Below are 15,253 nucleotides of genomic sequence, written 5' to 3' on the forward strand. Positions count from 1 at the left end.
TAATTTATTTTTCAAAAATATCACAAAACCATTTGCTTACCTTTGTCGCATGGAAGAAAGTAATAGACAGAAAAAGATTAGTGGTATTCTTCAAGAGGACATATCTTCTGTAATACAGGATTTTTTAAGAAAGAACACCGTTAAGAACTTACTAGTATCTGTAACTAAGGTTACGGTAACACCCGATCTGGGATATGCAAAAGCATACCTGTCCGTCTTTCCTGCAGATAAGGCTGCAGCCGTTGTTCAAGAAATTGTAGAAATAGGACCAGAATTGAGACATCAAGTAGCTGCAAAGGTACGTCACCAGTTGCGCCGCATGCCTGAATTACAGTTCTTTAATGATGACTCTCTTGAGTATATGGATCAAATAGATAGAGAACTTAAAGGTCTTAACAATCCTATTGAAAATCCAAATATATTGCCGCGCAGAAAAAAATCTTAGTGAACTTTTCTTATTACATCGCAAAGCGATATCTGGTATCTAAAAATGGTAAAAACGCCATTAACATTATCAACATACTTAGTTTTATAATAACTATTGTTGGGACAGCTGCCTTATTCATTGTGCTTTCTGGATTCTCAGGATTAAAAAGTTTTAGTACAGAGTTTAGTAGTTATTTTGATCCAGACCTTAAGGTTACTCCTTTAAATGGTAAAGTTATAGAGATTCCGCTTTCGCGAAAGCGAGAGCTAGAAAACATATCTGGTATCACATTGCTAAGTGCTACCATTGAAGAAAAAGCTTTTTTACATTACGATGGCAAAAACGACATTGCTTACATCAAAGGTGTCGACAGTAATTATGACCAAATCATAAAAACAGACACGATATTGCTAGAAGGTAGTTGGCTAGGCAACAGTGATTTACAAGTTGTCGCTGGTGCAGCAATATCTGATGAGCTTTCTTTACAAGTAGATAATTATGGTAGGTTTTTACAAATCATGGTGCCTAAACCTGGAAAAAATGCGATTAACGCTTTAAATTATAGGGATTCTTTTAGTCAGATTGATGTTGTCGCTACGGGAGTTTTTAGTATTAATGAAAATCTAGACAGTAAATATATTTTTACAACCATTACAGCTGCCAGAAAATTATTGGATTATAATGGTGACCAGGCAAGTAGCTTAGAGATTAAAATTTCACCTGATGTTGACGAAGATCAAATAAGAGAAGAAATAGAAGCATTATTTGATGTCCCTATAGTTATTAAAAATAGACTTCAAATGAATGATGGTTTATACAAAATGCTTAATTCAGAGAACCTTGCTGTTTATCTGATCTTTACTTTAGTACTAATCATCGCGCTATTTAATGTTTTAGGGTCCATAATCATGATGATTCTGGATAAAAAACAAAACTTAAAAACCTTATTAGATTTAGGCGCTAGTGTGAAATCTTTACGTAAAATATTTTTTATTCAAGGTAGTTTAATGACGATAAGTGGTGGATTAATAGGTCTCTTTATAGGTGTTGCCTTTGTTTACCTACAGATAGAATATAGTCTTCTTTATATAGCTCCAGGACTTCCTTATCCTTTTGAAATGGTCTTAACTAATGTTGCTGTTGCCATAGGGACAACATCCATATTAGGTATTATAGCAAGTTATATCGCATCTAGACGAATCAATGAAGCGTTGCTTTCTCAAGCAAAATTATAATCCAATAGGCCTAGTAATTAAAAGAATGAGACTGATTGAAGTTTTTTCTGTCGGAAAAAATTTAAAACTAGTCTTATTACCATTACTTTTTATGTTTAGTGTTGCTATAGCTGCGTCAGGAAATGAAAAGACCACAGTTAATACGCCACAATCTAAGAACATCGATAAGAAAAAAGTGCTTCATCGCATGAATTGTCATGATTCAAATTGTTCAAACTCTGCACATATAAGACGTCCTGATCAAATTCAATAAAAACGTATATCTATTATGTGTTTCAAATAAAAAGGGTTTTATTTAATTAAGCCTTATCTATAATCAAATCTATGGTTACCAAACTTATCGAGTACTTCATTAAAGGTGTCAAAAACACCTTTAGAGTCATCACTGGTAACCATTTTCATTCGGTATTCTTTAAAATTAGGAATCCCTTTAAAATAGTTAGTATAATGACGTCTGGTTTCAAAGACACCTAAAGTTTCTCCTTTCCAAGCAATAGACATTTCTAAATGACGTCTTGCGACCTCTACACGCTCTTGCATAGTTGGTTTTGCCATATGCTCTCCAGTCTCAAAAAAGTGCTTTACTTCTCTAAAAAACCATGGATAACCTATACTGGCACGACCTATCATAGCACCATCCAGTCCATAATCGTCACGCATTTCTAATGCACGTTCTGGAGTATTTACATCTCCATTACCAAAAACTGGAATGTGCATTCGAGGATTATTCTTTACAGCTGCAATAGGTTTCCAGTCTGCATTTCCTTTATACATTTGGGCACGTGTGCGGCCATGGATAGATATGGCTTTAATACCTACATCTTGTAAACGCTCTGCAACCTCAACAATTTTTATAGAGTCGTCGTCCCAGCCTAGTCTAGTCTTTACCGTTATAGGTAAATCCGTATGTTTTACCATGGCAGCTGTAAGAGATACCATAAGATCTATATCTTTTAATATCCCAGCTCCAGCACCACGAGAAACTACTTTTTTCACTGGACAACCGAAGTTGATATCTATAATATCTGGTTTAGTACGTTCTACGATTTCTACAGACTGTAACATCGAGTCTAGGTTTGCACCAAAAATCTGGATCCCCACAGGACGTTCTGCCTCATAGATGTCTAGTTTCATGGTGCTTTTTGCGGCATCACGTATCAATCCTTCACTAGATATGAATTCTGTGTAGACCACGTCTGCTCCATTTTCTTTGCAAAGTGCGCGGAAAGGTGGATCACTTACATCTTCCATAGGTGCAAGTAGTAGTGGGAAATCGGGTAATTGTATATCTCCTATTTTAGGCATGTTGCAAAAATAAGGTATAATCTAATTTGAATTGAAGAGAATTAATGCGTTTTATAATCCTTTAGTTTTTTTACCAGTACGTTCTAATTCTTCTGAAGCTTCTGGCTCTCGATTATCTAATCTAAAGTTTCCAAATTTATAAGTAAATCCTATAGTAAATAATTGAGTTTCTGGAATGGTTAACACGCGATTATCTTGATTTGCATACCGACTTACAAAAGGCTGGTTTTGTGAAAGAAATATATCACTATACTTTGCAGTTAATATAGCTCTATCATTCCATAATCTTTTTGAAAAGCCTATACTACTGGCTAGCATATTCTCATATTTGTATGAACCGAAAAGAATGCTAGTAATATAATCTGCTTCTATTAACATATTTAATGTGCCATCCTTAGAAAGCTCAAATAAATTCTGTGTTTGAATAAAAAATCCTGTAGTATTTAATCTTTGGTTCTCACTAATTGATTGTATGGCTTTAAATTCATTTTCCATATAAAAAGCACTTACACTTGTTAAAGAAGTCCACTTTTCAGTAGGATATTTTATAAGTGTTGCATCAACACTATATTGAAATTCATAATTCAGATTAGCGCTTTGTGTGGTCAACACGTTTGTATTATTATTTTGAAAAGGTAAATTATCTAAAATACCTTTAGTATAAATGTAGTAAGCATCTACAAATAACTCATAGTCGTATGTCCACCCTAGTGTTACTTTATTAGTAAAGGCTGGTTGTAAATTAGGGTTACCAGACTCTATATTATTATCATTTATAAAGTTATTAAATGGATTTAAATCACCATACCTAGGTCTTTCAATAGAGCGTTTGTAACTTAACGATAAATCATTCTTTTCATTAAGATTATGAGTAACCGATATATTAGGAAAAAAGCCGAGGTAATTTTGAGAATTAACTAAGCCTAAAGTTTCACTATCTCCTACGACATCTGTTTGTTCTAATCTTAATCCTCCGGTAAAAGACCATTTAGCCCATTCTCTTTCTAATTGCGCATATGCTGCATAAATATGCTCATCATAAGAATAGTTATCTGATAGTGACGGGTCTATACTACTACCCATATTGGTATCAAAAAAATCTTGTTTACTCTGAGATGAAATATCAGAATATTTTAATCCAGCAGATAGTGAATAAGCACCGATTTGATTAAGGTAATCTGCTTTTGCAGTAAATATATTTATATCTTGAAAACCTACGGTATTGAAACTGTTTGTACTAGATGTAGTTTGCGTGTCATCAAAAAATGTACTGAAAAAGTCTTGCCCATTGTCTACTTCAGTAAAAAAGTAACTTCCTTCCACACTTAATGTACCGCCATTATCATTCATAATGTTATTCCATCCTAAGTTAAGAGAACCAATAGTGGCATCGCGTCCCGTACTAGAATCCGTATTAAAACCACTAAACATAGTTCCTCCTTGTGGTAAGATTAAGGTATTCACATCCGTATCTACCTCTCTACCATTGTCTAATCCTAGATAACCTAAAATAGATAAGCTGTTTTTCTCATTAATATTGATATCTATAATGGTATTGAATGCATGTGACTGACTGCGTGAGACACTATTTAAATCAGTAAACCAGCGAGAGCTTCTTGTTCCATCATTATTAAAAAAACCTACTTGAGATTCTTCGAGAGTCAAGTCTTTACGTGGATTAAAATTATAATTTGCGTACACGTTAAGCCAGTTATTTTTATAATACTGACTGGTACCGATATTATATTTTGCAAAAGTGTCAATTTCATACTTGCCCGTTAACGAGCCCTTATAGCCTAATGAGACGTTCTTACTAGTAACGATATTAATTACTGCGCCACCTTCTGCATCATATCGAGCAGGTGGATTATGAATAACTTCAACACTTTTTACATTCTCACCGCTATATCCACTTAATAATTGCTCTAATTCTTCATTACTTAAATAAACACGTTTGTTATTAATGTACACTTGGGCTACACTACCTTTTACAGTATAAGTACCATTCATTTCAAACACTCCTGGTGTAGATTGTAAAATCTGTGATGCATTTCCTGTGCTTAAGGTTGTGTTTTCAACATTAAAAATAAGACGATCAGACTTGCGCTCTATAGTTGGTTTCTCTGCGATGATTGTTACAGCGTCTAGTTGCGCAGCATCTGTTTCTAAGGTGAGATTGTTAAGAGCAGTGTTTTTTTGTAGAGTCAGCTTTCGCGAAAGCGTAACATAACCCACAAAAGAGGCATTGAAATTATAATCGCCGTTAATTACATTAGGGAAAGAAAAGTTTCCTGTCTCATCAGTTGAAGTACCGTATTTAAAAATTCCCTCTTCTACATCGAGAAGTACCACATTTGCAAAAGCAATGGGAGCACCGTCAGAATCGATAAGGTTACCTGTAAGATTAATTTGAGCAAACGTACTTAAAGAAGTGAATAGTAATAAAATGGATATCAGTTTCATGCAATAAATAAAAGAGCCTCTAAAATAGGAAAGCTCCTTAAAAAATTGGGCAAGGAATTAGATTATATTTGCAGCAGTATTTAACGGACTATGAAGAACATACGCAATTTTTGTATCATCGCACACATTGACCACGGTAAAAGCACACTGGCAGACAGACTGTTAGATGCTACCCATACGGTTACAAAACGTGAATCGCAAGCACAATTACTAGACAATATGGATCTAGAACGTGAGCGCGGTATAACGATAAAATCGCATGCGATTCAAATGGATTATACTGCACCTGATGGTGAGCAATACATTCTTAACCTGATAGATACACCAGGTCACGTAGATTTCTCTTATGAGGTTTCACGATCAATTGCAGCTTGTGAAGGTGCTCTTTTAATTGTTGATGCTGCGCAAAGTATTCAAGCACAAACAATCTCTAACCTTTATCTAGCACTAGAAAATGATTTAGAAATCATACCTGTACTTAATAAAGTAGACTTACCTAGTGCAAACGTAGAAGAGGTAACAGATGATATCGTTGATTTATTAGGATGTGATCCTAGTGAAGTAATACCTGCTAGTGCAAAAACAGGTCTAGGGATTCAAGATATTCTAGACGCAATTATAGAACGTGTTCCTGCACCTACTGGTAATGTTGATGAGCCGTTACAGGCTTTAGTTTTTGACTCACAATACAACCAGTTCCGTGGTGTAGAGACTATTTTTAGGGTTATTAATGGAACTATAAAAAAAGGACAACACATCAAATTTGTCGCTACTGGCGAGAGTTATTATGCAGATGAAATAGGTACTTTGAAATTGAATCAAGTTCCTAAAAAAGAAATAAAAGCTGGTGATGTAGGTTACTTAATTACCGGTATTAAAGAGGCTAAAGAAGTAAAGGTAGGTGATACTATAACAGATCATTCAAACCCTACTACAAATCCGATTGAAGGTTTTGAAGACGTTAAGCCTATGGTTTTTGCCGGTATTTATCCAGTAGATACTGAAGACTATGAAGACTTACGTTCTAGTATGGAAAAACTACAGTTAAACGACGCATCTTTGGTGTTTGCAGCAGAAAGTAGTGCTGCACTTGGTTTTGGATTCCGTTGTGGGTTTTTAGGTATGTTACACTTAGAAATCATTCAAGAACGTCTAGAGCGAGAGTTCAATATGACGGTTATCACAACTGTGCCTAACGTTTCTTATTATGCTTATACTAATAAAGAACCTGATGCTCGCATCATCGTTAATAACCCAAGTGATTTACCAGAACCTTCTACATTAAATAGAGTTGAAGAACCATATATTAAAGCGACAATTATTACAAAATCAGATTTTGTAGGTAATGTGATGTCTTTATGTATTGAAAAACGTGGTATAGTTACTAATCAAACATACTTAACTACAGAGCGTGTTGAACTTACCTTTGACATGCCACTGGCCGAGATTGTTTTTGACTTCTATGATCGTTTAAAAACCGTTTCTAAAGGTTATGCATCATTTGACTATGCGCCTATAGGAATGCGTGTTTCTAAACTTGTAAGATTAGATGTTCTTTTAAATGCACAACCTGTAGATGCTTTAAGTGCCTTAATACATGCTGACAACGCTTATACCATAGGTAAAAAGATGGTAGAAAAGCTGCGTGAACTCATCCCTAGACAACAATTTGATATACCTGTTCAAGCTGCTGTAGGAGCAAAAATTATTGCTCGTGAAACTATTAAAGCCCTACGTAAAGACGTAACGGCAAAATGTTATGGTGGTGATATCTCTCGTAAACGTAAGCTTCTAGAAAAACAAAAGAAAGGTAAGAAACGTATGCGCCAGGTAGGTAATGTAGAGATTCCTCAACAGGCATTTATGGCGGTGTTGAAATTGAATGATTAATTAATTAAGAGCGTATTACAAATTCCGCATTTCGAGAGTACTTCGTCAAGCTCAGTGACCACCTCAATGCTCGCTGTAAACTCAAAAGCGAGGTCTGAGGTTCTCGAAGACCGGATTTAAAAAGAATATTTCAGTACATCGTACTCTCTATAGCCGCATTTCGAGAACCTCAATGCTCGCTGTATTCTCAAATGCGAGGTCTGAAGTAATTGAAAACGAATTTCAAATAGCGAATTCATAACCAGTCATATAAAATCTAAAAAAGGGAGAGAATTAATTTTCTGTCCCTTTTTTTTTATAATTATATTTCTTTTTACTCCATCACAATATCACCACTCGCCTGCACCACAATTTTTTTACCTAGATAAACCAGCATACTATCTTCTTCTACTTCCATATCTAGTGATGTAGATGGTATAATATCTATCTCATTTTTCTTTCTAATGAATAAAGGTATGATGTTTTCATCAGTTTTTGTGATTTCAATCAATCCTTCATAATGCTCTTGTGATTTAATAGTGATTTCATGTATCTCTCCATAATAACGTGCTACTTCCATCATGTTTACATAATCATCTGTAGATGAAAACAAACCTCTTGTAGGGTTTTCATCAGGATTGCTCACCTCAGTAGAGTGAACTAATCGGTAAGCGCCATTTTCTCCAAAACGTGCTGTAAAACGCTCTAGTGCATAATCATTAATCTGCGAGTTACCTGTAAGCGCCATTAGAAAACCTATGTTATTAAATTCAATATCATCGGTTATGGCATCACTATAAATATCTGCAGCTACAGCATCCAATCCTTTTTCTTTTGCAATACGCACATTATTAGTATTAGTATCTACTAGTACAACACTGCGTCCATGTACTTTTAAATAACTAGCTATTAATCTAGAGAACTTTGAAGCTCCTACGATCATAATACCATCAGATTGCTTCAAGAACACACCTACAATTTTTGCAAACAATCTGGCAGTTGTTGCATTTAATAATACGGTACCTAATACAATCATAAATACGAGCGGTGTGATATACTCTGCTCCTTCAACACCTTGTGTAACCAGTTTAGAACCAAAAAGTGACGCAATACCTGCCGCTACAATACCGCGAGGTCCAACCCATGATATAAATAGCTTCTCATTAATTTTTAAACCACTATTTATCGAACTAGCAAATACACCTAATGGACGTATGATAAAGGATACTATTGCAAACAATACTGCCGTTTCCCATCTGTAGATAAGGTACAAATCTTCCATATTAATATTTGCTGCAAGAAGTATAAACAGAATCGATATCAATAAAACACTCAACGACTCTTTAAAATAAAGTAGTTCTTTAAGGTTAGGTAAATTAATATTACCCATAACCATACCCATAACAACTACAGCTAGTAAACCAGACTCGTGTGCAAAAGAATCACTTAACACAAAAACGCCCAACACAGCTGCAAGAGTAAAGACGTTTAATAAGTAATGAGGAATTAGTTTTTTCTTAATTGAAAAAGCAAGTGCATGTGCAAATGAGAATCCAAAGGAGAATCCAAACAATACAATCTTACCAAATTCTTCGAGAGCTACTAATGTAAACTCGCCACCTGCGTTTGCACTAATAAACTCAAACACCAATACCGCAAATAAAGCTCCTATAGGATCAATTAAAATCCCTTCCCATTTTAATATAGAACTTACGTCTTTTTTAAGCGGTATATTTCTTAAAATAGGTGTGATTACAGTAGGTCCAGTCACAATTATTAAAGCAGAAAATAATAAGGCAATTTCCCAACTAAGTCCAAAAATATAATGTGCCGCAACACCAGCACCAGCAAATGTAATAATCACGGCAACAGATATTAACTTACCTATAACCGGTCCTGTATTAAGTATTTCTTCTTTTTTTAAGGTTAGTCCACCTTCAAAAAGTATGATACTAATCGCTAGAGATACAAAGTAAAAAAGACTGTCACCTGGGAATAAACCTTGCTGTCCGTTCCATATAGGTTCAATTAGTTTAGAGGCATCTTCTGTATACAAAGATGCAATAGGACCTACCAATAGACCTATGATTATCAAAGGTAATATGGCTGGTATTTTAAATCTCCACGCCATCCATTGTGCAAGGATTCCAAGTATTATAATTCCGGCTAACTCTAGCATTATTCTATATTTTGGTTGAAAATTACGACCTTTTCTCTAATGATGTTGTAGTTTACGCTTTCGCGAAAGCGTAATAAGGCCCAAATTAACGGTATATTTAGATTTTAAAACCAACTATTGACATCCCATCCCTTTAAAAATATCGCCATAGGTGTGGCTTTTTCTCCTAACCTGAAGGCAAATTTGCATGAAGCAGCTAGATTATCGCTCTTATTTAACGCTAAATTATCTCTTATTCATGTAGGTGAGGAAAGTGAGGAAAAGAGAAATCGTGTTGAAAAATGTTTATTAACATTTAAAAATCAATCATTAGATTATTCAATAGATTTTAAGAGTGGAACGCCTGTAGATGTAATACTAAATCACATCGATAATAAAAATATAGATCTCATAATATTAGGAGCATTACAGCAAGAAAACATTCTTACTTACTACCTGGGATCGATTGCTCGTAAAATAACTCGTGCAGCGGCATGCTCTATTTTACTTCTCATAAAGCCGTCTGTTGAAAGACAAGTTTGTCAACACATAGTGGTTAATGGACTTAAGGATGATCATACACCAGAGACTGTGCAAATGGCCTTTTTTGTAGCAAATGCGCTGCAAACACAAAGACTGACTATTGTAGAAGAAATTAAAGAAAGTGAACTATCTATTAAAGTAGATGATGACGCGTCGTTGCGCAAGGCAAACTTACAGAGAGAAAAAATACGCCGTCAAGAAGATGCGCGTGTCGATAGGATCCTAGATCAAATCCCTGAAAATTATAAATCTGATATATCCATTGAGAAGCAACCTATTTTTGGCACACGTGGATATTCCATTGGGCATTTTGCACAAATTTCAAGAGCAGACTTATTAGTGATGAATGCGCCAGGCAAAATGAATTTCTGGGATCGCTTATTTCCACATGATATAGAATATATCCTTACTGAATTACCTACTGATGTACTTATTATAAGATGACCAAATCTAAATTTAATATAAAGGAATTTATAGGCCAGCTGCCTAGTAATATTTTCTCAGGATTTGTGGTAAGTCTTATTGCACTACCTCTAGGTCTGGGATTAGCAATGGCTAGTGAAGCACCGCCTATCGCTGGTATTATTACTGCTGTTATAAGTGGTGTGGTAGTCTCCTTTTTAGGTGGTAGTAATGTAACAATAACTGGTCCCGGAAATGGACTGGTAGGTGTTTTGTTAGTAGCTTTTACAACACTAGGTTTTCAAGGTGCATATGCTGCTATTATATGTTCTGGTGTCTTATTAATTCTTTTAGGATTTTTAAGAATGGGGAAACTTGCAGATTTTTTTCCATCTAGTGCTATACAAGGAATGCTAGCTGCTATAGGACTTATTATATTAGGAAAGCAATTTCATATCATGTTAGGGAATCGTCTGGACTTAGATAGTAGTATTGATTATCTTCTTGCCATACCTCAAACTATAATTAGTGTTTTTCAATATGAAGATATACAGTTAACGCATGCTGCTATTGCAGGCGTTGTGGCGTTACTTATTATGATCTTCTATGGGGAAATTAGAAATAAATATTTTAAACTTTTCCCAGCTCCTATGTGGATTGTGGTTATTTCTATCGCAACCAGTTATTTCTATGAACTTGTTTTAAAGGAAGATCATCCTATTGCAAATGAATATATGATTCCAGAAATTCCTAGTGGTGCAGAAATTGTGACCTCAATTCCAGTACCTGATTTTGGTCTTATGGGAAGTTGGGCTTTTTGGGCCAGTGTTTTATCCCTTACTCTTATTGCAAGTATTGAATCTTTATTAAGTATTAAAGCAGTAGATCAACTAGATCCACAAAAAAGACGATCTAATGTCAATCGAGATTTAAAGGCTTTAGGCCTAGCTACTATAAGTAGTGGTTTTTTAGGCGGGCTTAATGTAGTTACTGTTATTGCACGCAGCTCTGTAAATGTTAACAATGGTGGTACTAATAGATCATCAAACTTTGCCCATGCGATGTTTTTAGTATCCTTTGTATGGCTTTTCAGTTCTCAATTAACTCGTATACCGCTACCAGCACTAATGGCTATTTTAGTTTATACCGGATATAAACTCGCATCACCTACACTGATTAAAAAATTGTTTACTATAGGTAAAGAACAGTTGATTATTTTCTTTGTTACCCTATTGACGACTCTATTTATAGATCTGATTACGGGTATTATAGCAGGTATTTTAATCACCTTTATTATTCATATCATTCTTAATCGTAATGTATTGCTCTTTATTCAAAATTTATTGAAGCCCAACGTGCTTATGTACAAGGAGTCTAAAGGTAATTATTACATAAGTGTAAAGCACTTCTGTACATTTCTCAATTTTTACAAACTTAAACAACAACTAGATTTAGTACCTGAAGATCAAGATGTGGTTCTAGACCTCTCGTTATGTCAATTTGTAGACCATACGGTTTTAGAAAACTTAAACGGGTATCAATCAGTTTTTCATAAACGTGGTGGCCATTTTGAGATCATAGGTCTTGATATGCATGGAGCGGAAAGTGATCATCCATTTGCATTGCGTAAATTGATTCCAGGAATATCTTTCATTACAGCAAATCTTACTAAAAGACAGAATACTTTACAAGAAATTGCAGAGGAATTTGACATGACTTATGCTGCAGAGAAAACTCAGGATGAAGATTTTTTAGACTCTTTTAAATACTTTCAATTTAAGAAAGTAGAACGTGTTTATAATAGAATTTTTAACAACGGTAAGCAGTTTAAAATCTTTGACATCCATTATTCCGAAGGTGAATTTATTACAAAAGCAGATGTAAAAACCACTATGCTTAATATTAAAGTAAATCGCATTTTACCAGAGTTTACTCTAGATCGTGAAGGTTTCTTAGAACGTGTTTATGGTCTCGCTGGTTTTAAAGATATCCCTATTGAAAACCACTCTGATTTTTCAAAACGTTTTTACCTCTTAGGAGAAGATACTCATGGAATTCAAGATTTTTTCAATGATGATCTCGTTCGCTTTTTTGAAAGTAATCCTTACTACCATATTGAGTCAGATGGTCATAGTTTACTCGTATTTAGATCAGACCGTACCGCTGGTATAAAAGAGATTAAGGCATTGATTGATTTTGGAAAACGACTGCATAAAATTGTGCAGAAAGCGGTTTAACTCAATTTCAAGACTTTTCACGTAACAAAATTTTAAATTGCGCTACCTATAACAGAGATTTATTTTATGAAAATACATTCTATAGAAGCCGGTAATTTTAAATTGGATGGTGGCGCCATGTTTGGTGTCGTACCTAAATCCTTGTGGCAACGTACCAATCCAGCAGATTCTAACAACATGATAGACATGGCAGCAAGATGTTTGCTGGTAGAAAACGGCGATCGATTAACTTTAATCGATACCGGAATGGGAAATAAACAATCAGAAAAATTCTTTGGTTATTACTTTATGGACCACATCTATGATCTAGACAGCTCTCTTAAGAAAGCTGGTTTTTCTCGTGATGACATTACTGATGTGTTTTTAACTCACCTACACTTTGATCATTGTGGCGGTGTGATAGAAAAAAAGAACAATGAATTTTATGAGCCTGCTTTTGCAAATGCAAAATTCTGGACTAATGAAGAGCACTGGAAATGGGCTGTAGAACCTAACGCAAGAGAAAAAGCATCTTTTCTCACGGAAAATATAAAGCCTATTAAAGAAAGTGGCCAGTTGAATTTTATCAAACAAAACAGTTCTTTTGAAACACAAAGCGAGATGGATTTTGATATCCTTTTTGTAGATGGACATACAGAAAAAATGATGATTCCACACATCACACTAGGTGATAAGACCTTTGTATACATGGCAGACCTATTGCCTACTGCAGGACATATACCTATTCCATATGTAATGGGTTATGATACCAGACCATTACTTACTCTAGATGAGAAAGCAAAATTTCTTAATGAGGCTGCCACAAAAGGCTATTACCTCATCCTAGAACACGATCCTAATAATGAAATAATCACCGTGAAACACACAGAAAAAGGTGTGCGTCTCGATAAATCCCTTACTTTTAACTACTTATTTAATTAAAAATCATGAATTACTCCTTTATTAAGAAAACAATGTTAACCGTAGCGGCAGCAGGTATGCTAGCTGGTTGTGGTAGTGGATTTACAATCGTATCTCCACCTATTGAAAACATAGACTCAACACCTATTAAAACGACTGCAATGTCTGAGGTTGAGGCAAAAAACTGGAAGGATCTAGACCTACAGACAGACACCATTCCTGGAATGAGTGTTAATAAAGCATATACTGAAATCCTTAAAGGCCGCATGGGAACTACTACCATAGTTGCAGTGATAGATTCAGGTATTGACATTGAGCACGAAGACCTAGATGGTGTGATCTGGACAAATGAAGATGAAATACCTGGAAACGGTATCGACGATGATAAAAACGGATTCATAGATGATGTACATGGATGGAACTTCCTAGGTGATATCGTTGCAGAGAATCTAGAATATGAGCGTATTGTAAGAGATAAAGCTATGTTATCAGCAGATATAGTTGCAAAAGCTCAAAAAGAGTATGATGGAAAACTAGCTCAAGCTACTCAAAGCAAAGAACGTTTTGAAGGTATCCTACAACAAATCGTTGAAGCTGATAAAGTAGTAAGCGCACACTTAGGTAAAACAGAATACACTCCAGCAGAGGTTGCTGCAATCAGTTCTGAAGATGAAGCGGTTACAAATGCAAAAGGAACGTTGAGTTTCTTCTTTGGTCAAGGTCTCGAGTCTGTTGCACAGGCAAAAGAGGTTTTAGGTGAGTATATCACAGATGCCACTAACCTATTAAACGGCGCTAAATTAAAAACTAACTACCGTGAAGATGCGATGCCTGGTAACAGCCCTTACAGCTATACAGTAGGTGAAGTATGGGGTAATAATGAATACAGTGGTCCAGACCCAAAAAAGAAAGATGCACTACACGGTACTCACGTAGCTGGTATTATCGCTGCAGAGCGTGATAACGGTCTAGGAGCAAATGGTGTAGCAAATAATGTAAAAATTATGGTACTACGCGCCGTATCTGAAGGTGATGAGTATGATAAAGATATCGCGGCAGCTATAAGATATGCGGCAGATAACGGTGCTAAGGTTATCAATGGTAGCTTCGGTAAATATCATTCTTCAAACCCAGAATTTGTTTGGGATGCTATTAAATATGCTGAAAGTAAAGACGTTCTTTTTGTAAACGCAGCTGGTAATGAAGGAACAGATACAGATTTTACTCAAGTATATCCACAAGATCAAGTTCTTGCAGGATCTGAGATTTCTGATAATTTCCTTACCGTAGGTGCTCTTGCTCCTTCTTACGGTGCTGACATGGTAGCAAATTTCTCAAACTATGGAAAATCGACCGTAGACGTTTTTGGACCTGGTGTACAAATTTATTCTACGTTCCCATTAAATGAATATTCTAGTATTAGCGGAACTTCTATGGCATCTCCAGCAGTAGCTGGTGTAGCTGCTGTGATAAGATCACAGTTCCCTAAACTATCTGCTAGTCAAGTAAAACACATCATTATGGATAGTGGATTAACTACAGCAGCTCGTGTAAATGTAGCTGGTGGAGCAGATACTAAGGCTTTTCAAGAAATTACGACTTCAGGTAAAATGGCAAACCTTTATAATGCATTGATTATGGCGTCTAAAATGTAAGCCAGATTCATATAATATTGTTAAGCCTGTCCTAATATGGACAGGCTTTTCTTTTTACG

11 protein-coding genes are annotated in these 15,253 nt (G+C 35.4%); 8 read left to right on the plus strand and 3 right to left on the minus strand.

The genetic code is table 11. The features are described from left to right. Positions 1-49: 49 nt before the first annotated feature. Genes rbfA through R1T42_RS11710 form a run of 3 tightly spaced genes read left to right on the plus strand, consistent with a single transcriptional unit; the run spans position 50 to position 1,915 of the window. Positions 50-445, plus strand: coding sequence for a 30S ribosome-binding factor RbfA (gene rbfA, locus R1T42_RS11700; protein WP_036583349.1), 396 nt, complete (start codon positions 50-52; stop codon positions 443-445). Further along, complete coding sequence (locus R1T42_RS11705) at positions 445-1,662, plus strand: ABC transporter permease (RefSeq protein WP_317290451.1); 1,218 nt, start codon at positions 445-447, stop codon at positions 1,660-1,662. The genes rbfA and R1T42_RS11705 overlap by 1 nt, the downstream gene beginning before the upstream one ends. 25 nt (positions 1,663-1,687) lie before the next feature. Continuing rightward, a complete protein-coding gene (locus tag R1T42_RS11710; protein WP_317290452.1) occupies positions 1,688-1,915 on the plus strand; it encodes a hypothetical protein in 228 nt (75 codons plus the stop codon). Positions 1,916-1,968: 53 nt separating this feature from the next. Here R1T42_RS11710 and dusB read toward each other — a convergent pair whose 3' ends face one another. Both dusB and R1T42_RS11720 read right to left on the minus strand, forming a co-directional pair. Further along, complete coding sequence (dusB, locus tag R1T42_RS11715; RefSeq protein ID WP_036583341.1) at positions 1,969-2,967, minus strand: tRNA dihydrouridine synthase DusB; 999 nt, start codon at positions 2,965-2,967, stop codon at positions 1,969-1,971. 51 nt (positions 2,968-3,018) lie between these two features. Continuing rightward, positions 3,019-5,430 (minus strand): outer membrane beta-barrel family protein, encoded by a 2,412-nt coding sequence (locus R1T42_RS11720; protein ID WP_317290453.1) that lies wholly within the window; start codon positions 5,428-5,430, stop codon positions 3,019-3,021. Positions 5,431-5,520: 90 nt separating this feature from the next. Between R1T42_RS11720 and lepA the strand changes: the two genes are divergently transcribed. Beyond that, on the plus strand, positions 5,521-7,320 hold the full coding sequence (gene lepA, locus R1T42_RS11725) for a translation elongation factor 4 (protein WP_006796409.1): 1,800 nt from the start codon (positions 5,521-5,523) through the stop codon (positions 7,318-7,320). A gap of 313 nt (positions 7,321-7,633) precedes the next feature. Here the strand turns inward: lepA and R1T42_RS11730 are convergent, their stop codons facing one another. Beyond that, entirely contained in the window at positions 7,634-9,478 is a 1,845-nt protein-coding gene (locus R1T42_RS11730; protein ID WP_317290454.1) for a cation:proton antiporter, read from the minus strand. 117 nt (positions 9,479-9,595) lie between these two features. Here R1T42_RS11730 and R1T42_RS11735 point away from each other — a divergent pair, with 117 nt between their 5' ends. The 4 genes from R1T42_RS11735 to R1T42_RS11750 all read left to right on the plus strand — a co-directional run bounded on the left by R1T42_RS11735 (position 9,596) and on the right by R1T42_RS11750 (position 15,194). Next, on the plus strand, positions 9,596-10,444 hold the full coding sequence (locus tag R1T42_RS11735; RefSeq protein WP_042291034.1) for a universal stress protein: 849 nt from the start codon (positions 9,596-9,598) through the stop codon (positions 10,442-10,444). Then, entirely contained in the window at positions 10,441-12,639 is a 2,199-nt protein-coding gene (locus tag R1T42_RS11740) for a SulP family inorganic anion transporter (protein WP_317290455.1), read from the plus strand. The genes R1T42_RS11735 and R1T42_RS11740 overlap by 4 nt, the downstream gene beginning before the upstream one ends. Before the next feature lie 66 nt (positions 12,640-12,705). After that, positions 12,706-13,560, plus strand: a complete 855-nt coding sequence (locus R1T42_RS11745) for an MBL fold metallo-hydrolase (protein WP_317290456.1) — start codon at positions 12,706-12,708, stop codon at positions 13,558-13,560. Between the two features lie 5 nt (positions 13,561-13,565). Further along, on the plus strand, positions 13,566-15,194 hold the full coding sequence (locus R1T42_RS11750) for a S8 family peptidase (protein WP_317290457.1): 1,629 nt from the start codon (positions 13,566-13,568) through the stop codon (positions 15,192-15,194). Positions 15,195-15,253: the final 59 nt, after the last annotated feature.

This window comes from Nonlabens ulvanivorans (assembly GCF_032922765.1).
Classification (GTDB): Bacteria; Bacteroidota; Bacteroidia; order Flavobacteriales; family Flavobacteriaceae; genus Nonlabens; species Nonlabens ulvanivorans.